This window comes from Mesorhizobium sp. NZP2298 (genome assembly GCF_013170825.1).
GTDB lineage: Bacteria > Pseudomonadota > Alphaproteobacteria > Rhizobiales > Rhizobiaceae > Mesorhizobium.
In genome coordinates this window covers 3,886,175-3,907,232 of sequence record NZ_CP033365.1, presented here as the reverse complement: position 1 = coordinate 3,907,232, position 21,058 = coordinate 3,886,175, and the positions used below count along the sequence as shown (strand labels likewise).

Genomic DNA, 21,058 nt, shown 5'->3' with positions numbered 1-21,058 from the left:
GGGCCATGCGGGTATGGCGGAACTGGTAGACGCACCAGATTTAGGTTCTGGCGAGAGATCGTGGGGGTTCGAGTCCCTCTACCCGCACCAACGATAGACATCCAACATCACTAATAGAGCGGCTCCTCGAACAACGTCTTGTCGCCATCGACCAGCGCCTTGATCTGCGCGGTACCGTCGCTGGCGAGTGCAAGACGTATCCCGAACGGGCGCACCCGCATGTCGTTCTGGATCGCGATGCCCTCGCCCTCCGGCAGGTAGAAGCGCTCGATGCCGTAATCCGGCGCGATCGTCATGCCCTCGCCGCGCAGATCCCAGCCTTCGGCGACATGGCCCAGAATATCGGCCTCGTCGGCAGCGGCCGGTGCCGGAGCCTTGCCGAACCAGGCGGTGGTCGGCGTCCAGTAGCCATCGGCGCCCTTCTTCAGGCGCACGACGATCGAGGTGTCGTCGCTGGAAAGTTTATCGGCGGGAATGTTGGCGATCATCTTCACCGGTATGCGCGAAATGTCGTAGCCGAGGATGATATAGTCGCCGCGCAGCAGGTCACGCGGATCGACGGGTTCGATCTTCAGCAGCACTTCCTTGCCGTTGCGCAGGATCGCCGCCCGGCCGGCGATGATCCAGCTCAGGAACCCTATCTGGACGAGGGCCAACACCAGCGCCGAGATAACAAGCCTTTTCCCGGTCATCATGCCGTGGCTCCCGTGGTGGCTGGACCCTTCATGCGTTTTTCGACGCGAATGATGACGACTGCCAGGATACCGAGCAGCACCGCGGCTGCCAGGAAGAAGCCGGCCGTATCGAGCATCGACTGCAAGGTCACGACATAGATCATGGCGAGTTCGAAGGCGAAGCCGAGATAGGCGAGCCAGCGCAGGCCTCGGCTTTCCCGTCCCGCCAGCACGATAGCGGCAACAATGCCGGCGAGCGCGACGACCGAGGCGATGGTGAAGCCGCTATTATAGGTGCTTTCGTCCGCCAGTTCGAACTGGATGATTGCCAGGCCGGTGAGGAAGCCGAGCAGGGCATGCAAGGGCAAGCGGCCGCCAAGGTGCACGATCCGGTCGACTGGTTCCGGTGCGAAGACGGCAGCCGTGAAAAGCACGGCAGAGACAATGACAAGGGGGATCGCCACCGGCAGCGTCGCGTGATTCCCGGCCAACAGCACGAGATAGAAAAGCAACGACAGGATGATCAGGTGCCGCGCCGGCTGGCTGCGGGTCCAGAATGAGACGGCAAACAGCGCGACGGCCATGACGACGAAGGCATGCGGAAAGTTGCTGCGGCTGTAGTAATCGAAGCCTTTCAAGAATAGCCAGGCGTCGGCGATACCCACCGCCGCGACAGTCAGGGGGTTCGATCGTAGCGCCACCGCCGCCAGCGCCGTGCCGGCGCCCCAGGTGACCAGCGCGGAAGCCTCGTCGCCGGACAAATGATACATCTGGCCGATCAGCGCGATCGAACCGCCGAAAGCAGCAGCAGCCACGATCCACAGCGCTTCGCCGATCGCCGCATGGTCGCGCGTCTTCAGCACCGCGCCGCCGACATAGCCGCCAAGGATGATGGCAAAGAGCGCGGCCACTCGAGCGAGCCGCGGGATCGCATCCCAGTTGGCGGCGACGAAGATCAGGATGGCCGCGCCAAACAGCAGCGCCGCCATCATCGCCAGGATTGAACCGAAGCTGAGTGATTTGCGCGCGTTGGCCTCGACGTCACGCGTCAGGGAGTCGGCTGTCGCGGCATCAATCAGGCCTGTCTGCAGCCACCGCGCGATGTCGGACCTGACCCGTGTCGAGTACCCTGCCATGCCCGGCCTCCCTTGCTAGGTCGTTTTTTCAGCCGAACCAGCCAAACCGTTGACGTCACGGCACTTTCTGATTCTGGCTTCTTTGTGTCAGGCCCGTGAAGGCGTATTAATGTTGCATTGCACAATTTGCATTGCTGCCATGCAGCCATAGCGCTTTTAAATCGATATGGGCCCGCCTATTTATGGTTCGTACACAAACGGAATGATCCGCAAGAAAGACGAAACGAGAACTACCATGAACCTGATCCGCAACTACCGCAACTGGCGCCGCTACAGGGACACCGTGTCCGAGCTGAGCCGCCTGAGCAACCGCGAACTGACCGACCTCGGCATCAGCCGCAGCGACATTCCTTACGTCGCTCGCAAGGCGGTCTAATTCTTCGGACCGCTAATGGTCCGAACAAGTTTCTGAAAAGAGAACGACAATGAACCTGATCCGCAACTATCGTAACTGGCGCGTTTATCGCGAGACGGTTACCGAGCTGGGTCGCCTTTCGAACCGCCAGCTGCATGATCTCGGTATCGTCCGTGACGAAATCAAGATCATCGCCCGCAGGGCAATCTAACGGAATTTCGCTGGGATCGACCTCCTCCCCGAGCCCAGCGAAGACGGTCAGCCCTTACCCTCCTCCCAAGGGTTGACCACCAAAACGGCGCCCGCCGCACCTCCTCCCGCGGCGGGCGCTGTTTCCCAGGCGGCAGCGAATTTTGCCCCAGAGGTTTCGCCCCTCTTCAAGATGGCGAAAGAAATTTCGTCAGAGCCGACCTCCTCCCCGGCGATGACGAATAGGCCCAACCTTCACCTCCTCCCGAGGGTTGGCCAACCAAACGGCGCCCGCCGCACCTCCTCCCGCGGCGGGCGCTGTTTCCCAGGCGGCAACGAATTTTGCCCCAGAGGTTTCGCCCCTCTTCAAGATGGCGAAAGGAATTTCGTCAAAGCCGACCTCCTCCCCGGCGATGACGAATACGGTCGGCCTTCACCTCCTCCCGAGGGTCGACCCCCAAAACGACACCCGCCGGACCTCCTCCCCCGGCGGGTGTTGTTGTTTCCGAGGGCAAGCTCTCCCGACCAGGCGTTTCCCGTTCACCGCCGCGCGACAATTGCAATCGCGGCGGCAAGCGATTATTCCGGCGCTCATGAGCAAAAATCCTATCCACATCATCGGCGGTGGCCTCGCCGGTTCCGAAGCCGCATGGCAGGTGGCGCAAGCCGGTGTTCCCGTTGTGCTGCATGAAATGCGGCCGGTTCGCGGCACGGACGCCCACAAGACGGATGGCCTGGCCGAGCTGGTCTGTTCCAATTCCTTCCGCTCCGACGATGCCGAAAACAACGCGGTCGGGCTGCTGCACGCCGAAATGCGGCTGGCCGGCTCCTTGATCATGAGCGCCGGCGACGCCAACCAGGTGCCGGCCGGCGGCGCGCTTGCCGTCGACCGCGACGGTTTCTCCGGGGCCGTGACGAAGAAGCTCGAAGCACATCCGCTGATCACCATCCAGCGCGAGGAAGTGCCAGGCCTGCCGCCGGCGGACTGGGATCAGGCGATCATTGCCACCGGGCCGCTGACCGCTCCTGGACTTGCCCAGTCGATAGCGGAGGCGACCGGCGCTGATGCGCTCGCCTTCTTCGACGCCATCGCGCCGATCATCCATTTCGACACGATCGACATGGACATTTGCTGGTTCCAGTCGCGCTACGACAAGGTCGGGCCTGGCGGCACCGGCAAGGACTACATCAATTGCCCGATGGACAAGGAACAGTACCTTGCCTTCGTGCAGGCATTGGTCGATGGCCAGAAGACGGAATTCAAGCAATGGGAAGGCACGCCCTATTTCGACGGCTGCCTGCCGATCGAGATCATGGCCGAGCGCGGCGTCGAGACGCTGCGCTACGGGCCGATGAAGCCGATGGGCCTGACCAATGCGCACAATCCGACGGTGAAGGCCTATGCGGTCGTCCAGTTGCGGCAGGACAATGCGCTGGGCACGCTCTACAACATGGTCGGTTTCCAGACCAAGCTGAAGCACGCTGAGCAGGTCCGTATCTTCCGCACCATTCCGGGCCTGGAAAACGCCGACTTCGCCCGCCTCGGCGGCCTGCATCGCAACACCTACATCAACTCGCCGACGCTGCTCGACGCCTCGCTGCAGCTGAAGTCGCGCCCGGGCCTGCGTTTCGCCGGCCAGATCACCGGTTGCGAAGGCTATGTCGAAAGCGCGGCCATCGGCCTGCTGGCAGGTCGCTTCGCCGCCGCCGAAAGGCTCGGCCATGCGCCGTCGCTGCCGCCGCTCACCACGGCCTTCGGCGCGCTGCTCAACCACATCACCGGCGGCCATATTGTTTCCGATGACGAGCCGGGCAAGCGCTCGTTCCAGCCGATGAACGTCAATTTCGGCCTGTTCCCCCCGGTGGAAGCGCCGAAGACCGAAGGCAAGCGCCTGCGCGGCAAGGACAAGACGGTCGCCAAAAGGCACGCCATCACATCACGCGCGCTGGGCGATTGCCGGCAATGGCTGGGGCTGCCGGCGCAAACGGCCGAAGCAGCGGAATAGCCCCCAGATTGGACCCGAAGTAGAAAGTAGGATACTATCCTACTCCGCCGGCTCGGCACCCGCCATCGGCAACCCAGGCTTGCCCGCCTCACCGGGATTCCGCCTGACATAGGCGGCCTTCAGGCTCTCCGAGGTCTCGCGTGAGCCGTCATGGCTCCAGCCGGGGGGCTTGATCAGGTAATTGATGCGATCGCCGGGCGTCAGGCCCGACGCGAAAGCGTCCCTGAACATGCCGATCCACTCGTGGAAGGCCACTTTCAACGGATTGAAAGTGCCGAGATTCTTGACGATGCCGTAGCGCGGCCTGTCTTCCTCCAATTCCTCGACGAAGGTGCCGAACACGCGGTCCCAGATGATCAGCGTTCCGGCATAGTTGGCGTCGAGATAGCGCGGGTTGGTGGCGTGATGGACGCGGTGGTGGGACGGCGTGTTGAAGATGAATTCGAACCAGCCCCACATCTTGCCGATGGTCTCGGTGTGGATCCAGAACTGCCAGACCAGGTTGAAGCCGAAGGTGAAGGCGATTACCGCCGGATGGAAGCCGAGCAGCACCAGCGGCGCCTGCAGCACGAACATGAAGGTGAACAGCCCGGTCCAGCTTTGCCGGAGCGCCGTCGACAGATTATAGTGCTGGCTCGAATGATGGTTGACATGCTCGGCCCACACCCAGCGCACCCGGTGCGCAATGCGGTGATAGACATAATAGTGCAGATCATCGAGCAGGAAGGCGGCCAGGAACACCCAGACCGACAGGCCGAGATTGAAGACGCGGAACTGCCACAGCCACAGCAAGGCCCAGTAGGAGACGACGCCAAGCAGCAGCCCGGCGACGACATTGCCGGTGCCCATCATCAGGCTGGCCAGCGTGTCGCGCGTCTCGAACGAGCCCTTGGCGCGGCCGCTGCGCACCAGCCAGAGCTCGATCAGGATCGCGGCGACGAAGAACGGAATGGCCAGTTGGGTGACCTGCGGGAAATCATAGCTGTCCATCACGCGGCCTCCCTCACGGAATTTGAATGATGCGAGCCCAGAGCCTTCAGCAAGGCCTGGGCATCGGCGGCACTCGCGAAGCGGAATCGACCGCCCTTCCAGGTGAAATCCGTCAGCCGAACCAGAATCGTATGCGCGTCGTCAGAGCCGGAGACCTTTGTGTCTGCAGGCGTGACGATGCGGGTCAAAAAGCAATCGCCGATGCTGTGAACAATGCCGATACGCCCTCGCCCAAGATCCAGAAATGCCGTCTTGGCGTCTGCCGTCAGGCGGACTGTCACAGCCGTCTCGTCAGGGTAATCTTCGGCGAAACGGTGCAACGCCTGATCCGGACCAGCCAGTGTGGCCGTCTTGCTGCCGCCGGTGAAATGCACCGCGGCGACCGACAGCGCAATGCCAAAGGCGACGATCGCGACCAGCACGGGCAAGCTCATGGAATTCCTCCGGGCCGGTCTGTCGTCTTCGGCGACAGTTTTCGGCTGGGCCGAATCCTTAACACGATTGACGTTTACGTCAAAGTACCGGCCAGCCCTTGCTTGCGCGCCGCAACAGGAGCCAATGTCGGCGCAGGGCAGAGAGCCGCGCGACGCTGTCGAGCAGTGAATGGCTCGAGCCTTCCATCTTGTCGAGATAGGCGCGCGACAGCGCCAGCGGCAGGAATGCTGGGCGTAACGACGCCGGCAATTCCGCGGCGCCCCGCTCGAAGGCGGAGAGGTGTTCGCGTGCCAGCGCGATCATCGCCGCCACGGCGCGCTGCGCCCCAGGTCCGCCATCGCCGGCAACAAATTCTTCCGGCGGCGATCCCGCCGCCGCCAGGATGTCGGCCGGGATAAAGCACTGCCCGCGCTTGCGGTGCAGCGGCAACAGCAGAAGCAGGCCGGTCATGGCCTGCGCACAGCCCGCCCTGCCCGCCAGTTCTGCAAAGCGCGGCGCCTCGACGGGATCGAGCACCATCGCCGCAAGCTGGATGAGCGCGGCTGCCGTCTCGCCGCAATAGCCTTCGAGATCCGTGCGCGACGGCATCGGATCGTCGTAGAGATCGAAGATGCGCGCTTCGAGCATGTTCTCGAAGGCCAGTTTCGGCAGGCGATGGACGGAAATTGTCGCCTTCAGCGCGTCGGCGGTGGGATGGCCGATGCCTGCGCCATCATTGTCGGCCGCGATGAGATCGCGCCACCATTGCAGCCGTACTTCACCCGGCAACGCTTCATGGATGCGGTCGCGAATGCCCGCAACCTCGGCATTGAAAGCGTAAAGCGAAAACAGCGCATCGCGCTTGCCGACGGGCGCGTAGAGCGCCGTTAGATACCGGTCATGGTCGGCGGCGCGCACCGCGTCCATGACGATTTTGGCATTTTCGGACATATCAATCGACGGCGATGAGCGCGGCAGCCACTGCGCGGTCTTCCGCCAGGAGGACATTGTAGGTCCGCACCGCTGCCCCGGTCGACATCGGATCGGACGCTATGCCTGCCTCTTTCAGCGCCGCCCGCAACGCCGCCGGCAACGGCCGGAGATCCCTGCCCATGCCGACCAGCAGGATCTCGACCTTGTCGGCCTCGACCAGAAGTTTGTCGAAATCCGCCACCGTCAGCGCAGTAGCGTCCGCCGGCTCCCAGCCATGGATGCCGGACGGCAGGCACAGCAACGAGCCGCGGTGCGACATGTCCGCAAAGCGGAACCCGCCATTGCCATAGGCCTCGATCGGAGCGCGGCCTGGGAAATGCGCCTCGCGGATTACGATCCCTCTGCCGGTCACCACTCAGTCACCCCTTCGGGGCCGCGCGTCAGGTCGCGACCGCCTTGCCGCCACCCACCGGCTTCTCCTCGTCGGCCGTGGCCTGCGGCCGCAGCTTGAACAGGATCAGCAGCGGTGCGGCGATGAAGATCGACGAATAGGTGCCGAACACAACACCGAACAGCATCGCCATGGTGAAGGAGCGGATGACCTCGCCGCCGAACAGCACCAGTGCCAGCAAGGCCAGGATCGTCGTCACCGAGGTGAGCGTCGTTCGCGACAGTGTCTCGTTGATGGCGTTGTTCAACAGCTGTGGCAGCGGCATTCGCTTGTATTTTCGCAAATCCTCGCGGACGCGGTCATAGACCACGATCGTGTCGTTCAGCGAATAGCCGATAATGGTCAGGATCGCCGCCAGCGACGACTGGTTGAATTCGAGGCCGGTGATGACGAAAAAGCCGAGCGTCATGACCACATCGTGCACCGTCGCAACGATGGCGCCGACCGCGAACTGCCATTCGAAACGGAACCAGACATAGACCAGGATGCCGACCAGCGCGACCAGCATGGCGATGGTGCCTTGCTTGGCAAGTTCGCCGGAAACCGTCGGTCCCACAACCTCGACGCGGCGGAAATCATACTGGTCCTGCAGCTCGCCGCGCACCTTGTCGATGACCGTCTGCTCGGCATTCTCGCCGCCATCCTGCGTGCCGACGCGGATCAGCACGTCGTTCGGCGCGCCGAACTGCTGAACCTGCACTTCGCCGATGTTGAGCTCCATCAATCGGCTGCGGATATCGCCGATATTGGCATCGCCGCTCTTGGCCTTCACCTCGATCATCGAACCGCCCTTGAAGTCGATGCCGTAGTTGATGTCGACGGTCATGAACAGCACGACAGACAGCACCGACAAGATGCTCGACAGCGCGAACGTCCAGCGGCGGATGCCCATGAAGGGGATCTTGGTGCCCGGCGGAATGAAGGTCACCGGCGCCTTCGGCAATTCCTTCGGACGGGCGCGGCGCAGCCAGATCGACACAAGCAGGCGCGTGAAGGTGAAAGCGGTGAAGACGGTGGTCAAAATGCCGATGGCGTAGGTGATGGCAAAGCCCTTCACCGGACCGGTGCCGAGATAAAACAGCACCACGGTGGCGATCAGCGACGTGACGTTGGAATCAACGATGGTCGCCAGCGCCTTCGAGAAGCCGGTGTCGATCGCCTGGATCACGGAGCGGCCAGCTCGTCGCTCTTCACGGATGCGTTCGTAGATCAGCACGTTGGAATCGACCGCCATGCCGATGGTCAGCACGATACCGGCGATACCCGGCAAGGTCAGCGTCGCGCCGAGCAGGGACAGCACACCGACGATCATCGCCACATGCACCGCCAGCGCGATGTTGGCGAGGAAGCCGAGGAAGCCGTAGGCGACGAACATGAAGGCAACGACGAGGATCGAACCGATGATGCCGGCGACCTTGCCGGCATGGATCGAATCCTGGCCAAGGCCTGGACCGACAGTGCGTTCCTCGATCACCGTCAGCGTCGCCGGCAGCGCACCAGCGCGCAAAAGCACGGCGAGATCGTTGGCGCTCTGGGCGGTGAAATTGCCTGAAATCTGGCCGGTGCCGCCGAGGATTGGCTCTCGGATCTGCGGCGCCGAGATCACCTGGTTGTCGAGGATGATGGCGAACAGCTTGCCGACATTCTGCGAGGTCGCCTGGCCGAAGCGCGCGGCCCCTTTCGAATCGAAGCGGAATGAAACCACCGGCTCATTGTTCTGCGAATTGTACGTCGCTTGCGCGTCGACGAGGTTTTCGCCCGAAACGATGACGCGGTTTTCAATCAGATACGGAACCGGCGGATCGTCCTGGGAATAAAGCACCGAGGAGCCGGCGGGCGGGCGCCCCTTGAGCGCGTCCTGCACCGGCATCGACTGGTCGACCATCTGGAAGGTCAGCTTTGCGGTCTGGCCGAGGATTTCCTTCAGCCGCTGCGGATCCTGCAGGCCTGGCACCTGGACAAGGATGCGGTCGTCGCCTTGCCGCTGCACGATAGGCTCGGTGGTGCCGAGTTCGTTGACGCGGCGCTCAACCACTTCGATCGATTGCGCCAAGGCGGTCGACGTGCGGTATTTGATGCCTGCGTCGGTGACGGTGAACTTGAGCAGGCCCGGTTCGGAATCGTCCAGCGACATTTCCTGGATCGACCCGCCGGTGAACAGGCCGGCGGCGACCGGATCGGTCAAGGTCTTCAACGCCTTCTTGGCGGCGTCGAGTTGCGCCGGATCCGTGATGCGGACCTGCAAGGTCCGCCCCGTGCCGCCAAGGCCGGTGTAGCCGATCTTGGCGTCGCGCAGCAGCGTGCGGATTTCGTCGCGCGTTGTCTCGAGCCGATCCTTGATCAGATCGTTCTGGTTCATCTCGAGCAGGATGTGCGAACCGCCCTGCAGGTCGAGGCCGAGTGTCATCTGCCGCTTCGGCACCCAGCTCGGGAGCTGGGCCAATGTGCTCGCGGGAATGAGATTGGGCGCGGCGAGGACCACTGTGGCGGCCACGGCCAGCCAGATCAGGATCATCTTGAAGCGCGAAAAATACAGCATATGGCGTCGTCCGTCAGAGCGTGTCCGCGGATCGCTCCGCCTGGAATTAGGTTATTTCTTGGCGTTCTGGTTCGCCACGGGTTCGCCCTTGACGCGCACGTCGGCGATCGTCGAGCGCAGCGCCGTCACCTTGGTACCGCCGCCGAGGTCGATCTCGAGCTCGTTGTCGTCGATCACCTTGGTCACCTTGCCGACGAACCCGCCGCCGGTGACAACAGTATCGCCGCGACGGACCGCCGCCAGCATCTCGCCGCGCTTCTTCAGCTGCGTGCGCTGCGGGCGGATGATCAGAAAATACATGATCACGAAAATCAGGACAAACGGCAAAATGCTGATGAGCATATCGGGAGAGGTGCCGCCGATGCCTTGGGCGTATGCCGGTGTCACGAACATCGAGAGTACTCCTGAATTTTGAAAACAGCCGCCAACCGTCCTGCGGAGCTTGGCGGCCCCTTGAAATTTGGCCGGAATATAGTCGGTAAAGTTGTCAATGCAACTGCGCGGCCGGGCAAATCGGCTGCTTTTCCGGCCTGCCGGGCCGTGTTAGAGCATGATCGCGAAAAGCGCGAGCCGGTTTTCGGAAAAGATCACGCTCGAACAAAAGGTTGGAACCGGTTTCGAACCCGACGGAATCGAACGGGTCCCACCTGCCCGCCCCAAGGAAACGAACCAAAAGACCTGAAATGACCGACAGCAGCATCGACGCCCTCAACAAGAAACTTGACCGCCTGATCGAGGCTGTCAGCCGCCTCGCCCCGCCGCCCGTGCCCGAAACCGACCTTGGTGAGGCCGAATGCTTCGTCTGGCAGGCCGATCCGGGCTATCTGGAGCCGGTGCGCAAGGTCAACCGCGTCGATATCGGCCTGATCCGGGGCGTCGACCGTGTCCGCGACATCCTTGTCGACAACACCGAGCGCTTTGCCGCCGGCCATCCGGCCAACAATGTGCTGTTGTGGGGCGCGCGCGGCATGGGCAAATCGTCGCTGGTCAAGGCCGTGCATGCCGAGATCAATGCCAAGGCCAAATCACAAAAGGCCAAATCCGACCTGCCGCTGAAGCTGATCGAGATCCACCGCGAGGACATCGACACGCTGCCGAAGCTGATGGGCTTGCTGAAGGCAGCCCCCTTCCGCTTCATCCTGTTTTGCGACGATCTGTCCTTCGATCACGACGATACATCCTACAAGTCGCTGAAGGCGGCGCTTGAGGGCGGCGTCGAGGGGCGCCCGGCCAATGTCATCTTCTACGCCACCTCGAACCGCCGTCATCTGTTGCCGCGCGACATGATCGACAATGAGCGCTCGACAGCCATCAACCCGTCCGAGGCGGTCGAGGAAAAGGTCTCGCTGTCCGATCGTTTCGGACTTTGGCTCGGCTTTCACAAATGCTCGCAGGACGAATATCTCGAGATGATCAACGGCTATGCCAGCCATCATGGCCTCGACATCGATCCCGAGCAGCTGCGCGCCGAGGCGCTGGAATGGGCGACGACGCGCGGCAGCCGCTCGGGTCGCGTCGCCTGGCAGTTCACGCAGGATCTGGCCGGCCGGCTTGGCAAGCCGCTGAAGGATTGAGATCGAAACTCAATTGGCTGTTTGCAGCAAACGTTCCAGATGGATGGCAGCGTTCACGCTGGCGTTTATCCTTCCCGGATGATGATGCAGTCGAGCCTTCGCGCACCCGGAGCCAGCGCCCATTGGACATGTCAATCAATCGCCAGTGGACCTTTGCACCAGAGTGGGACGAACGAAGTCCATCCGCCTAGAAATACAAATCTCTCAAACAAAACTGAAAAAGCCCGTTCCTCGCGGAACGGGCTGAGCCGGCGGGCCGGACTGGAGGTCAGACGGCCCGCAAATCGCTTTTTTTATTCTATTCGAGATAGGTCGAAGGATCGACCGGCGCCGAGTTCTTGCGCACTTCGAAGTGCAGCTTCGGCGAGTCCGTCGTGCCGCTCATGCCTGAGAGTGCGATTTCCTGGCCGCGCTTGACCTTCTGGCCACGCTGCACCTCGATCGAGCTGGCATGGCCGTAGACGGTGACCAGGCCGTTCTCGTGGCGCACAAGCACCGTGTTGCCGAATTCCTTGAGCCCGTCGCCGGCGTAGATGACGACGCCGTTTTCGGCCGCCTTGATCGGCGTGCCCGTGGGCACGGCGATGTCGACGCCATCCTTGCCCGATCCGAAGCCGGAGATCACCCGGCCGCGCACCGGCCAGCGCATCTTGCCGATCCCGGTGGCATCGGGAGCCACCGCATCGTCGTCCTCTGCCTGCTGGATGACTTTCGCATCCTTCTTCGGCGGCGTGTAGGACGCCAGTGTTTCCGATGGCGTGGTCTTTGCAGGAGGCTGCGTGGTTGCCGTGGTCACCGGATCGACCTTCGCCGGCTTTGCACTGGCGACCGTTGCCGTTCCGCCGGCCGGCACTTTCAGGGTCTGGCCGATCTTGAGCAAACCGTCCTTCATGCCGTTGGCCTGCTTCAGCGCCACGACGCCAACGCCGGTCTTCCTGGCAATCGAGGACATCGTGTCGCCCGACTGGACCGTGTAGGTACCGGCGGCGCCGGTTGCCTTGGCCACCTGCGCGGGCTTGGGCTCCTTGGGCTGGCTCGCGGCGGCCGAAGCATCGACCTGAGCGGCGGACTTGCCCTCCTTGAGTTTCGGCTGCTGCGGCAGAACGGCGACCTTGTCCGGCGCGGTGGCCGGCAGGTCGTGCTTGCCGTCTTTTGCCGGTTTTGCGTCCGCGACTTTCGGTTCAGCCTTGCTCGAATAGGCATAGGCCGGGATGACGATCTTCTGGCCGGTCTTAAGCCCCTTGGTCGGACTCAGGCCATTCACCTTCATGATGACATCGGCCGGCACCTTGTAATGCGCCGCCAGGCCGGAAATGGTTTCGCCGTCCCTGACGACGATCTCGGTCGCATGCGGCGTGCCGGCCTGCGCCATCTTCGGCGCGTCGGGCTGGGCATTCTTGAATGGCTTCGCGGCCGGCTCGACAGTGCCGGTCGTCGTCCTGTCGACATGAGGAGCAGGCCGAACCATGGCCGGTGCTGATGCGACACGCACGGGATTGGCGGCAGGCGCGAGTGCCGGAGCGGGTTGCGCCTGGGCTGAAACGGGCGGAGGCAGCGGCCGGCTGGAGACCGGCTCGAGGCTGGAGCGGCTGACCGACTGCGTGTGGCTGCCGTCGAGCGGGGCTGCCGAGACATCGCCCGGATAGGGCTGCACGGCATCCTGCTTGTTGATGATGGCACGCTGATTGTTGGTCGAGGATGTGAAGACGTCGTCGACACTGTTGAACCGCGACGCCTGGGAACTGCACCCGGCGGCCGCGCCTGCAATCACAAGAACGGCGCAGCCCCGCGCCAGATTGCGACTATTTGCCTTCAAAAAACTGAGTTGCATCGCACTAACCCGCACAAACTCTGCACCAACTGAGACAGGATTAAAGCGCGTTAATGTTACTGGGCGGTTAACCCATTAGAATCCGACGAAAATTTTCTTAAAACATTTTCGAGCGCGCTGGAGGCGCCTGGAGCAATTCCAAGAAAAGTGTGAACGGTTTCCCGTCCGGAATTGCGTCAAAACAAGGAGTTAGAGCGGTTCGCCGTTTCCATGAAACGGCGATATGCGCTAGATCACCGCAGCGACGCTGCGCAAGATCGGCTGCAGCCGCACGAGGCCGATATCCTCACGCTCGAAACGGCTGCCGACCTTGGTGAGCTTGGCCAGCACCTGCTCGCCCTCCTCCGGACCGATCGGCGCGATGACGATGCCACCGCTCGACAGTTGGTCGAGCAGGAAGCGCGGCAAGCTGTCGAAGGCGGCCCAGGCGACGATACGGTCGAACGGCCCTTCGGCAGGCAGACCGCCGGAACCGTCGGCCTGGCGCACTATGGCGTTGCCGATGCCGAGCGCCTCGAAGCGCTGCCTGGCCTGTTCGACAAGCGTCTTGTAGCGGTCGATGGTGACGATCCGTGCCGCCAGCCGTGACATTACCGCCGCCGTGTAGCCGGAGCCGGTGCCGATCTCGAGCACGCGATTGCCGGGCTCGATGGCAAGTGCCGCGATCACCGCCGCTTGCATGTCCGCGCCTTCTATCGCCTCGCCGCACTCGATCGGCAGCATGCGGTCGGACCAGGCGATCTGGTGGAACTGCGCTGCCAGGAAACCGCGCCGTGGCGTCGCCTCGAAAGCCGCGATCAATGCCTTCGGCACGGTTCCCCTGCCGCGCAGGCGCAGGAGGAAAGCGGCAAATCCTTCGCGGTCATCGATTGGCAGGTTCATGCAAGCGCCTTGCTCAGCTGGTCGCGGATCTCATGCGCGGTGAGGTCGAGCTGCAACGGCGTCACCGACACCAGGCGATTGCGCAAGGCGTAGAGATCGGTGCCTCGCTTGCCCTCGACCGGCTCGCGGCCAAATCGCAGCCAATAGTAAGGCAGGCCGCGCCCGTCACGGCGCTCGTCGACCCACAGGCTGTGCACGAGCTTGCCCTGCGAGGTGACCACCGTGCCGGCGACCTCCTCGGGAAGGCAGTTCGGGAAATTGACGTTGAGCAGCACGCCGTCCGGCAGAGGCGTCGCGACGAGCTTCTTCAGCAGTGCCGGCGCTAGCGCTTCGGTGGTTTCGTAGGGGACGACGCGATCCTCGCCGACATAGGAGTAGCCCTGGCTGAGCGCGATCGAGCGGATGCCGAGCAGCGCGCCTTCCATGGCGCCGGCGACGGTCCCCGAATAGGTCACGTCGTCGGCGATATTGGCGCCGGAATTGATGCCGGACAGGATCAGGTCGGGCGCTCCAGGCAGGATCTTCTTCACCCCCATGATAACGCAGTCGGTCGGCGTGCCGCGCACGGCAAAATGCTTCTCGCCGATCTTGCGCAGCCGCAACGGCTCCGAGATCGACAGCGAATGCGCATAGCCGGACTGGTCCTGCTCCGGTGCCACCACCCAGACATCGTCGGAGAGCGTGCGGGCAACGCGTTCGAGCGACGCCAGTCCCTCGGCATGAATGCCGTCGTCATTGGTCAGAAGAATGCGCATTATTTCGATTCGATCTTTTCCAGACCGCCCATGTAAGGGCGCAGCACTTCAGGAATGGTTACGCTGCCATCCTCATTCTGGTAGTTTTCGATGACAGCTATGAGAGCGCGGCCGACAGCGGTGCCCGAACCGTTGAGCGTATGGACGAAGCGATTGCCCTTGCCATCCTTGTCCTTGTAGCGGGCGTCCATGCGGCGCGCCTGGAAATCGCCGCAGACCGAGCAGGACGAGATTTCGCGATAGGCGTTCTGGCCGGGCAGCCAGACCTCGATGTCATATGTCTTGCGCGCGCCAAAACCCATGTCACCGGTGCACAGCACCATGGTGCGGAACGGCAGCTCCAGGCGCTTCAGCACTTCCTCGGCACACTCAGTCATCCGCTCATGCTCGGCAAGCGATGATTCCTGGTCGGTGATCGACACCAGCTCGACCTTGTAGAACTGGTGCTGACGCAGCATGCCGCGCGTGTCGCGTCCGGCCGAGCCTGCTTCCGAGCGGAAGCAAGGCGTCAGCGCCGTGTAGCGCAGCGGCAGTTTTTCATACGCTGTGATTTCCTCGCGCACGAGATTGGTAAGCGGCACCTCGGCGGTGGGGATCAGGCCAAGCCTGCCCTCCCCGTGCGGCGTGAAGAACAGATCCTCCTCGAACTTCGGCAGTTGGTTGGTGCCGAAAAGCACCTCGTCGCGGACCATCAGCGGCGGGATGACTTCCTCATAGCCATGTTCGGTCGTGTGCAGGTCGAGCATGAACTGGCCAATCGCGCGTTCCATCCGCGCCAGGCCGCTCTTCAGCACGGTGAAGCGCGAGCCCGACAGCTTTGCTGCCCGCTCGAAATCCATCATCCCGAGCGCTTCGCCGATCTCGAAATGTTCCTTCACCCAGTTCGGCCGCGTCGGCACCTTGCCGACGACGTGCTTGACGACATTGTCGTGCTCGTCCTTGCCGACCGGCACATCGTCGAACGGCACGTTGGGCAGCACCGCCAGCGCATCGTTCAGCGCCTTGTCGAGCTCGCGTTCGCGCGCCTCGCCATTCTGGATAAAGGTCTTGATCTCGCCGACTTCGGCTTTCAGTTTCTCGGCAAGGGCGGCATCGCCCGAACGCATGGCGTTGCCGATCTCCTTGGAGGCGGCGTTGCGGCGCTCCTGCTTGGTCTGCAGCTCGGTGACGTGCTCACGCCGCGCCTCGTCCCTGGCGATCAAATCATCGACCGTGGACTGCGCCTCTGCCGCCGACCACGAGCGCTTGGCCAGCGCCTCGACAAGGGCCTTCGGGTTGTCGCGAATCCATTTGATGTCAAGCATGGTCTATCCGTCCTCGGGTAGCATGTCGCCCAAAAGTGCGCAGCGGTTTTGGGACAACGACATGCTCAAAACAAAAACTGAAACGCACCGCCTTGATGGCGATGCGTTTCAGTCAGAGGGCGTAAACCGCATCCTTGACCGATGCAAGATGAGGCTGGGCGGCGGTTGTCGTTTTCCGCCGCGTTGATGTTCTTAGGAGGCTGCCGGCGCCGGAGGTTCGTCCGGTGCCTTGTCCGCCACGGTCTCGGCGGCTTCCTGCTTCTCGCGTGCCAGGCGCTCGCGCTCCTGGCTGCGCTCGATCCACCGCGCGGCCCAGATGGCGACCTCGTAGAGCAGGATGGTTGGAATGGCCAAGCCGATCTGGCTCATCGGATCGGGCGGCGTCAGCACCGCCGCGACGACGAAGGCGATGACGATCGCCCATTTGCGCTTCTCGGCCAGCGCCTTGGACGACAGCATGCCGACGCGGGTCATCAGGCTGGTCACCACCGGCAGCTGGAACACCAGGCCGAAGGAGAAGATCAGCGTCATGATCAGGCTGAGATATTCCGACACTTTCGGCAGCAGCGAAATCTGTACCTGCTCGTCGGTACCGGCCTGCTGCATGGCAAGGAAGAACCACATCACCATCGGCGTGAAGAAGAAATAGACCAGCGAGGCGCCCATCAGAAACAGGATCGGCGACGCGATCAGGAACGGCAGGAAAGCGTTGCGCTCGTTCTTGTAGAGGCCGGGCGCGATGAATTTGTAGATCTGCGTGGCGATCAGCGGAAAGGCGATGACCATGCCGCCGAACATGGCGAGCTTGACCTGCGTGAAAAAGAACTCCTGCGGCGCGGTGTAGATCAACTCGACCTTGTGCGGGTCGAGCCCCGCCCATTTCGTCGCCCATTTGAACGGGACGACCAGAAGATTGAACAGCTTCTTGGCGAAGAAAAAGCAAACCAGGAAGGCGACGAAAAAGCCGCCCAGCGACCAGATCAGCCGCCGACGCAGCTCGATCAGATGCTCCATCAGGGGAGCGGACGATTTCTCGATCTCGTCCTTTTCCTTGTCCGAAACGCTCACTTGGCGGCTCCAGCCGTCTTTTTGGCCACCGGCTTCTTCGCCGCGGCAGGTTTCGGTTCGGCTTTCGCCACGGCCTTGGCGGCGGGCTTCGTCGCAGCGGCGGTTGCAGGCTTTGCTGCCGTCGCGACCTTTGTCGATGCTTTGGACGCAGGTGCTGCTTTTGCCGTCACTGCTGGTGTGGCTTTTGCCGTCGCAGTCTTCGCGGATGTCGAGGCCTTGGCAGGCGCTTTTGCCACCGGTGCCGACTTGGCAACCTTCTTGACCGCGGATGCCTTTGGCCCCACGGCAGCTTCCGCGGATGCCGATACCACCGATTCATCGGTCATCGCCGGGAAAACCGGTGTTGGCGCCGCAGCTCCCGCCGCATTGACGCCAGGCATTTCCGTTGCGCCATTCTTCAACGGTTCGGCCGGCTGTGGCGTCGAAGCGGCGGGCGTAGCCGGATCAACGGCAGGCTTCGGCTTCATCGCGGCGTCGACGCCGGCGCGCACATCGGCCGCCGCCTGTTCGAACGGATTGAGCTGCTTCTTGATTTCGGCAACCGGGCTGAGGCCCCTGAGCTCGTCGACCGATTTCTTGACGTCGTCGAGTTCGGCTTCCTTCAGCGCTTCGTTGAACTGCTTCTGGAAATCGGCCGCCATGGCGCGCAGCTTCGCCGTCGTGCGGCCGAAGGTGCGCAGCATATTGGGCAAATCCTTCGGCCCGACGACCACGATCATAACGATCGCGATCACCAGCATTTCGGTCCAGCCGACTTCAAACATGGCAATCTGTTCCGACTAGAACTCTTGGCTCAGCTCTTGCTGGCCTTTTCCTTCACGGCCGAAACGGTCTCGTCGGCACGGTGTTCGACGGTACGCTTGTCCTCGGCGACGTCGTCGTCCGCCATGCCCTTCTTGAAGCTCTTGATGCCCTTGGCCATGTCGCCCATCAGCTCCGGAATCTTGCCGCGGCCGAACACCAGAAGCACGATGACCAGCACGATCATCCAATGCCAAATCGAAAATGAACCCATAGCAAATCTCTCTCGAATGTTTTCCCTGGCGATGATCTATGCGTTTTCGCGTTGGGATTCAAACACAACTGCGACAGAGTTTATGAAAGGCTGGCGGATGTCACGCATTTTCGGCAAGGTGGCCCGCTACCAAACGGCGCATGTAAAGACGTAAAGCCGCTTTTGATAGACGCTTGCGGTCAATCTTCCGTGACGCGCGGCGTCAAAAGGCCGAGTTCCTCGAGGTCGATGTCGGTCAGCGGATCCTCGTCCTCGGTCAGCGCATCCGGGTCGGCCGGCGGCTGCGGAATGGAGAAGTTCGACGGCATGCGGCCCGAAAGCAGGCCGGCGCCCTTCAACTCCTCCATGCCGGGAAGATCGCGGATTTCCTCGAGCGCGAAATGGTCGAGGAAGGTTTCGGTGGTACCGTAGGTGACGGGACGGCCGGGCGTCTTGCGACGGCCGCGCATGCGCACCCATTCCGTCTCGAGCAGCGTGTCGAGCGTGCCCTTCGAGGTCTCCACACCGCGGATGTCCTCGATCTCGGCTCGTGTCACCGGCTGGTGGTAAGCGATGATCGCCAACACTTCGAGCGCCGCGCGCGACAACTTGCGCTGCTGCACGGTGTCGCGGCTCATCAGGAAGGCCAAGTCGCCGGCGGTGCGGAACGCCCAGGCGTCGCCGACCCGCACCAGATTGACGCCGCGCCGGGCATAGACCTGCTGCAACTCGTCCATTGCGAGAGCGATGTTGATGCCATCGGGAAGGCGCGCGGCAAGCTGCTTTTCGCTGACCGGTTCGGCGCTGGCGAACACGATCGCCTCGGCCATGCGCACCGCCTCCGCCATATGCAGGCGCTCGGCCGGATTCTGTGGCGGATTCTGGGGCGAAGCCTGGTCGAGATCGCCCTCATCCGGCCCATCATCCACCTTGAAGGGGATAACCGAAGCGTTGGCGCGTTCGCTCATGATGCAACCTCGACTGCCTTGATTACCGGTGCGCGGTGGTCGCGCAGATAGATCGGCGCGAACACCTCGTCCTGCCGCACATCCATCTTGCGCTCGCGCACCAGTTCCAGTGTCGCCGCGAATGAGCTGGCGATCGCCGTGCGCCGCTCTTCCGGGCTGGTCATATATTGGATGAGGAAGCTGTCGAGAGACGTCCAGTCCCGCAGCGAGCCGATCAGCCGGGTCAGGATATCGCGCGCGTCCTTGAGCGACCAGACGCCGCGCCGGGCGATCGTCACATTGGTGATCGCCTGCTTCTGCCGCTGCTGGGCGTAGGCGGTCAAGAGGTCGTAGAGCGACGCCGAATAGGTGTTGCGCTTCTCGATAATGACCATTTCGGGCATGCCGCGCGCGAACACGTCTCGACCGAGCCGGTTGCGGTTGACGAGACGCGACGCCGCATCACGCATGGCCTCGAGCCGCTTCAGACGGAATTGCAACACCGCCGCCAGTTCCTCGCCGCTTTCGCCTTCTTCGCCAGGCTGCTTGGGGATCAGGAGCTTCGACTTCAGGAACGCCAGCCACGCCGCCATCACCAGATAGTCGGCTGCAAGCTCCAGCCGCAGCGCCCTCGCCGTCTCGACAAACGTCAGATACTGCTCGACCAGAGCCAGGATCGAGATGCGCGCCAGATCGACCTTCTGGGTGCGCGCGAGATGAAGGAGAAGGTCGAGCGGACCTTCGAAGCCGGCGACGTCGACAACCAGCGAGGGGTCGCCGGTGACGCGTGAATCGTCATTCTCGGCCCAAAGACGGTCCATCGGTGCGGCCTTCGCGGCCTTGCTTTCCAATGTTTCCGCCACTGTCCCTGTCACTTCCCTCGTTAGGCCACCGCATCGAAATAGGTGGCGAATTCAGCGCGTATCTCGGTTTCCTCGACCGCGTCGTGTTTCTTTATATAGGTCATCGCCCGCTTTGCGCGCTCCAGAGACTTGCCTTCAAGCCCCTTGGTCCGCGACGCGATGCCCGCCATCTCCTCGAAAACGCCATTGCAGTGAAGGACCAGATCGCAGCCCGCCGCAAGGATCGAGGCCGCCTTTGTCGGGAAATCCCCAGAAAGTGCCTTCATCGAGGTGTCGTCGCTCATCAAGAGCCCATCGAAGCCGATCTCGCGGCGGATGATCTCGTCGATGACCTTGCCGGAGGTGGTCGCCGGGTTGTTGGGGTCGATGGCGCTGTAGACGACATGCGCCGTCATTGCCATCGGCAGATGGTTGAGCTCCCGGAACGGGGCGAAATCATGCCGCTGCAGATCGCTGAGCGAAGCGTCGACCGTTGGCAGCTCGAAATGCGTGTCGGCAAAGGCCCGGCCATGCCCCGGAATATGCTTCATCACCGGCAGCACACCGCCGGACATCAGGCCTTCGGCCGCGGCACGGCCGAGTTCGATGACCGCGCGCGGGTCCTTGCCGTAGGCGCGCGCGCCGATTACATCGCTGGCGCCTTCGATCGGCACGTCGAGCACCGGCAGACAATCCGCCGTGATGCCGTAGCGCAACAGGTCGAATGCGTGCAGGCGCGCCATCAGCCATGCGGCACGGGCGCCGGCGTCGTGATCGTCGCGCCACAGCGCGCCAAGCGCCCCGCCGGCCGGATAGTTGGGAGCCAGCGGTGGCCGCAGGCGTTGCACCCGGCCTCCCTCCTGGTCGATGAAAACGAGCGCGTCCGGGCGTCCGATACAGTCGCGCATTTCGGCGACCAGATCGCGGATCTGCTCGGTCTCGCCAATGTTGCGGGCAAACAAGATGAAGGCCCACGGGCATTCATTGCGATAGAAATTGATTTCTTCGCGGGTGAGCGATTTCCCGGCACAGCCGAGGATCATGGATTTTGATTCGGTCATGTCAGGAGTTTAGGGCTTCGCGCGTCCAAAGGGAATCGCTTGCGATCACATGCGGTCCAACGCCAGAAGTGCTTCCACATGAAAACGCTGGGCACACGAAAAAGCCGCCGCGA

The 21,058-nt window shown here is 62.7% G+C and carries 23 protein-coding genes and 1 tRNA gene; 5 read left to right on the top strand and 19 right to left on the bottom strand.

The features are described 5' to 3' along the window. Positions 1 to 7 precede the first annotated feature (7 nt). Positions 8 to 90 (top strand) — tRNA-Leu (locus EB231_RS18890). Positions 91 to 110: 20 nt separating this feature from the next. Here the strand turns inward: EB231_RS18890 and EB231_RS18885 are convergent. Beyond that, positions 111 to 695 (bottom strand): GDYXXLXY domain-containing protein, encoded by a 585-nt coding sequence (locus tag EB231_RS18885; RefSeq protein WP_172350197.1) that lies wholly within the window; start codon positions 693 to 695, stop codon positions 111 to 113. Then, positions 692 to 1,810, bottom strand: coding sequence for a DUF2157 domain-containing protein (locus EB231_RS18880; RefSeq protein ID WP_172350196.1), 1,119 nt, complete (start codon positions 1,808 to 1,810; stop codon positions 692 to 694). Before EB231_RS18880 ends, EB231_RS18885 begins: the two co-directional genes overlap by 4 nt. 235 nt (positions 1,811 to 2,045) lie before the next feature. Here EB231_RS18880 and EB231_RS18875 point away from each other — a divergent pair, with 235 nt between their 5' ends. The 3 genes from EB231_RS18875 (at position 2,046) to trmFO (ending at position 4,360) form a co-directional block, all read left to right on the top strand. After that, positions 2,046 to 2,186 carry a DUF1127 domain-containing protein gene (locus EB231_RS18875; RefSeq protein ID WP_013531315.1) on the top strand — a complete coding sequence of 47 codons (141 nt, stop codon included), beginning with the start codon at positions 2,046 to 2,048 and terminating at the stop codon, positions 2,184 to 2,186. Between the two features lie 49 nt (positions 2,187 to 2,235). Further along, the gene (locus EB231_RS18870; RefSeq protein ID WP_019858543.1) at positions 2,236 to 2,376 is read left to right on the top strand and encodes a DUF1127 domain-containing protein; all 141 of its coding nucleotides are present in this window, start codon (positions 2,236 to 2,238) and stop codon (positions 2,374 to 2,376) included. A gap of 571 nt (positions 2,377 to 2,947) precedes the next feature. Further along, positions 2,948 to 4,360, top strand: a complete 1,413-nt coding sequence (gene trmFO, locus EB231_RS18865; protein WP_172350195.1) for a methylenetetrahydrofolate--tRNA-(uracil(54)-C(5))-methyltransferase (FADH(2)-oxidizing) TrmFO — start codon at positions 2,948 to 2,950, stop codon at positions 4,358 to 4,360. Between the two features lie 39 nt (positions 4,361 to 4,399). Here the strand turns inward: trmFO and EB231_RS18860 are convergent, their stop codons facing one another. From EB231_RS18860 to EB231_RS18830, 7 genes are all read right to left on the bottom strand, one after another. Then, the gene (locus tag EB231_RS18860; protein ID WP_172350194.1) at positions 4,400 to 5,350 is read right to left on the bottom strand and encodes a sterol desaturase family protein; all 951 of its coding nucleotides are present in this window, start codon (positions 5,348 to 5,350) and stop codon (positions 4,400 to 4,402) included. Next, a complete protein-coding gene (locus EB231_RS18855; protein WP_172350193.1) occupies positions 5,350 to 5,784 on the bottom strand; it encodes a hypothetical protein in 435 nt (144 codons plus the stop codon). Before EB231_RS18855 ends, EB231_RS18860 begins: the two co-directional genes overlap by 1 nt. A 79-nt stretch (positions 5,785 to 5,863) precedes the next feature. Next, positions 5,864 to 6,715: a phytoene/squalene synthase family protein gene (locus EB231_RS18850; RefSeq protein WP_172350192.1), complete on the bottom strand. Its 852-nt coding sequence runs from the start codon at positions 6,713 to 6,715 to the stop codon at positions 5,864 to 5,866. Position 6,716: 1 nt separating this feature from the next. Further along, positions 6,717 to 7,112: an Mth938-like domain-containing protein gene (locus EB231_RS18845; protein ID WP_172350191.1), complete on the bottom strand. Its 396-nt coding sequence runs from the start codon at positions 7,110 to 7,112 to the stop codon at positions 6,717 to 6,719. Between the two features lie 25 nt (positions 7,113 to 7,137). Continuing rightward, entirely contained in the window at positions 7,138 to 9,687 is a 2,550-nt protein-coding gene (gene secDF / locus EB231_RS18840; RefSeq protein WP_172350190.1) for a protein translocase subunit SecDF, read from the bottom strand. Between the two features lie 51 nt (positions 9,688 to 9,738). Then, positions 9,739 to 10,080 (bottom strand): preprotein translocase subunit YajC, encoded by a 342-nt coding sequence (gene yajC / locus EB231_RS18835; RefSeq protein ID WP_056572354.1) that lies wholly within the window; start codon positions 10,078 to 10,080, stop codon positions 9,739 to 9,741. A 94-nt stretch (positions 10,081 to 10,174) separates the two neighbouring features. Beyond that, the gene (locus tag EB231_RS18830; RefSeq protein ID WP_172350189.1) at positions 10,175 to 10,387 is read right to left on the bottom strand and encodes a hypothetical protein; all 213 of its coding nucleotides are present in this window, start codon (positions 10,385 to 10,387) and stop codon (positions 10,175 to 10,177) included. On the opposite strand from EB231_RS18830, the gene EB231_RS18825 reads away from it, so the two are divergent. After that, on the top strand, positions 10,371 to 11,261 hold the full coding sequence (locus EB231_RS18825) for an ATP-binding protein (protein WP_172350188.1): 891 nt from the start codon (positions 10,371 to 10,373) through the stop codon (positions 11,259 to 11,261). The genes EB231_RS18830 and EB231_RS18825 overlap by 17 nt on opposite strands. A 298-nt stretch (positions 11,262 to 11,559) precedes the next feature. On the opposite strand, the gene EB231_RS18820 is transcribed toward EB231_RS18825, so the two are convergent. From EB231_RS18820 to nagZ, 10 genes are all read right to left on the bottom strand, one after another. Next, the gene (locus EB231_RS18820; protein WP_172350187.1) at positions 11,560 to 13,092 is read right to left on the bottom strand and encodes a peptidoglycan DD-metalloendopeptidase family protein; all 1,533 of its coding nucleotides are present in this window, start codon (positions 13,090 to 13,092) and stop codon (positions 11,560 to 11,562) included. 228 nt (positions 13,093 to 13,320) lie between these two features. After that, entirely contained in the window at positions 13,321 to 13,974 is a 654-nt protein-coding gene (locus EB231_RS18815) for a protein-L-isoaspartate(D-aspartate) O-methyltransferase (RefSeq protein WP_172350186.1), read from the bottom strand. Then, a complete protein-coding gene (gene surE, locus EB231_RS18810; protein ID WP_056572365.1) occupies positions 13,971 to 14,729 on the bottom strand; it encodes a 5'/3'-nucleotidase SurE in 759 nt (252 codons plus the stop codon). Before surE ends, EB231_RS18815 begins: the two co-directional genes overlap by 4 nt. Then, on the bottom strand, positions 14,729 to 16,033 hold the full coding sequence (gene serS / locus EB231_RS18805; protein WP_172350185.1) for a serine--tRNA ligase: 1,305 nt from the start codon (positions 16,031 to 16,033) through the stop codon (positions 14,729 to 14,731). The genes surE and serS overlap by 1 nt, the downstream gene beginning before the upstream one ends. A 192-nt stretch (positions 16,034 to 16,225) precedes the next feature. Beyond that, complete coding sequence (tatC, locus tag EB231_RS18800; protein WP_172350184.1) at positions 16,226 to 17,101, bottom strand: twin-arginine translocase subunit TatC; 876 nt, start codon at positions 17,099 to 17,101, stop codon at positions 16,226 to 16,228. Further along, positions 17,098 to 17,865, bottom strand: coding sequence for a Sec-independent protein translocase protein TatB (tatB, locus tag EB231_RS18795; RefSeq protein ID WP_172350183.1), 768 nt, complete (start codon positions 17,863 to 17,865; stop codon positions 17,098 to 17,100). Before tatB ends, tatC begins: the two co-directional genes overlap by 4 nt. Before the next feature lie 29 nt (positions 17,866 to 17,894). Continuing rightward, on the bottom strand, positions 17,895 to 18,116 hold the full coding sequence (locus tag EB231_RS18790) for a twin-arginine translocase TatA/TatE family subunit (protein ID WP_013895102.1): 222 nt from the start codon (positions 18,114 to 18,116) through the stop codon (positions 17,895 to 17,897). Between the two features lie 179 nt (positions 18,117 to 18,295). Next, positions 18,296 to 19,063 (bottom strand): SMC-Scp complex subunit ScpB, encoded by a 768-nt coding sequence (gene scpB, locus EB231_RS18785; RefSeq protein ID WP_140773145.1) that lies wholly within the window; start codon positions 19,061 to 19,063, stop codon positions 18,296 to 18,298. After that, positions 19,060 to 19,863 (bottom strand): segregation and condensation protein A, encoded by an 804-nt coding sequence (locus EB231_RS18780; protein WP_172350182.1) that lies wholly within the window; start codon positions 19,861 to 19,863, stop codon positions 19,060 to 19,062. The genes scpB and EB231_RS18780 overlap by 4 nt, the downstream gene beginning before the upstream one ends. 62 nt (positions 19,864 to 19,925) lie before the next feature. Beyond that, the gene (gene nagZ / locus EB231_RS18775; RefSeq protein ID WP_172350181.1) at positions 19,926 to 20,945 is read right to left on the bottom strand and encodes a beta-N-acetylhexosaminidase; all 1,020 of its coding nucleotides are present in this window, start codon (positions 20,943 to 20,945) and stop codon (positions 19,926 to 19,928) included. Positions 20,946 to 21,058 lie beyond the last annotated feature (113 nt).

Excerpts from the sequence above, each read along its gene's own strand:
- EB231_RS18870 (WP_019858543.1), top strand. The coding sequence starts at position 2,236 with ATGAACCTGATCCGCAACTATCGTAACTGGCGCGTTTATCGCGAGACG.
- EB231_RS18850 (WP_172350192.1), bottom strand. The coding sequence starts at position 6,715 with ATGTCCGAAAATGCCAAAATCGTCATGGACGCGGTGCGCGCCGCCGAC.
- EB231_RS18860 (WP_172350194.1), bottom strand. The coding sequence starts at position 5,350 with ATGGACAGCTATGATTTCCCGCAGGTCACCCAACTGGCCATTCCGTTC.
- EB231_RS18880 (WP_172350196.1), bottom strand. The coding sequence starts at position 1,810 with ATGGCAGGGTACTCGACACGGGTCAGGTCCGACATCGCGCGGTGGCTG.
- EB231_RS18830 (WP_172350189.1), bottom strand. The coding sequence starts at position 10,387 with ATGCTGCTGTCGGTCATTTCAGGTCTTTTGGTTCGTTTCCTTGGGGCG.
- nagZ (WP_172350181.1), bottom strand. The coding sequence starts at position 20,945 with ATGACCGAATCAAAATCCATGATCCTCGGCTGTGCCGGGAAATCGCTC.
- secDF (WP_172350190.1), bottom strand. The coding sequence starts at position 9,687 with ATGCTGTATTTTTCGCGCTTCAAGATGATCCTGATCTGGCTGGCCGTG.
- EB231_RS18790 (WP_013895102.1), bottom strand. The coding sequence starts at position 18,116 with ATGGGTTCATTTTCGATTTGGCATTGGATGATCGTGCTGGTCATCGTG.
- EB231_RS18855 (WP_172350193.1), bottom strand. The coding sequence starts at position 5,784 with ATGAGCTTGCCCGTGCTGGTCGCGATCGTCGCCTTTGGCATTGCGCTG.
- surE (WP_056572365.1), bottom strand. The coding sequence starts at position 14,729 with ATGCGCATTCTTCTGACCAATGACGACGGCATTCATGCCGAGGGACTG.
- serS (WP_172350185.1), bottom strand. The coding sequence starts at position 16,033 with ATGCTTGACATCAAATGGATTCGCGACAACCCGAAGGCCCTTGTCGAG.
- EB231_RS18815 (WP_172350186.1), bottom strand. The coding sequence starts at position 13,974 with ATGAACCTGCCAATCGATGACCGCGAAGGATTTGCCGCTTTCCTCCTG.
- scpB (WP_140773145.1), bottom strand. The coding sequence starts at position 19,063 with ATGAGCGAACGCGCCAACGCTTCGGTTATCCCCTTCAAGGTGGATGAT.
- EB231_RS18885 (WP_172350197.1), bottom strand. The coding sequence starts at position 695 with ATGATGACCGGGAAAAGGCTTGTTATCTCGGCGCTGGTGTTGGCCCTC.
- yajC (WP_056572354.1), bottom strand. The coding sequence starts at position 10,080 with ATGTTCGTGACACCGGCATACGCCCAAGGCATCGGCGGCACCTCTCCC.
- EB231_RS18820 (WP_172350187.1), bottom strand. The coding sequence starts at position 13,092 with ATGCAACTCAGTTTTTTGAAGGCAAATAGTCGCAATCTGGCGCGGGGC.
- tatB (WP_172350183.1), bottom strand. The coding sequence starts at position 17,865 with ATGTTTGAAGTCGGCTGGACCGAAATGCTGGTGATCGCGATCGTTATG.
- EB231_RS18875 (WP_013531315.1), top strand. The coding sequence starts at position 2,046 with ATGAACCTGATCCGCAACTACCGCAACTGGCGCCGCTACAGGGACACC.
- EB231_RS18780 (WP_172350182.1), bottom strand. The coding sequence starts at position 19,863 with ATGGACCGTCTTTGGGCCGAGAATGACGATTCACGCGTCACCGGCGAC.
- trmFO (WP_172350195.1), top strand. The coding sequence starts at position 2,948 with ATGAGCAAAAATCCTATCCACATCATCGGCGGTGGCCTCGCCGGTTCC.
- EB231_RS18825 (WP_172350188.1), top strand. The coding sequence starts at position 10,371 with ATGACCGACAGCAGCATCGACGCCCTCAACAAGAAACTTGACCGCCTG.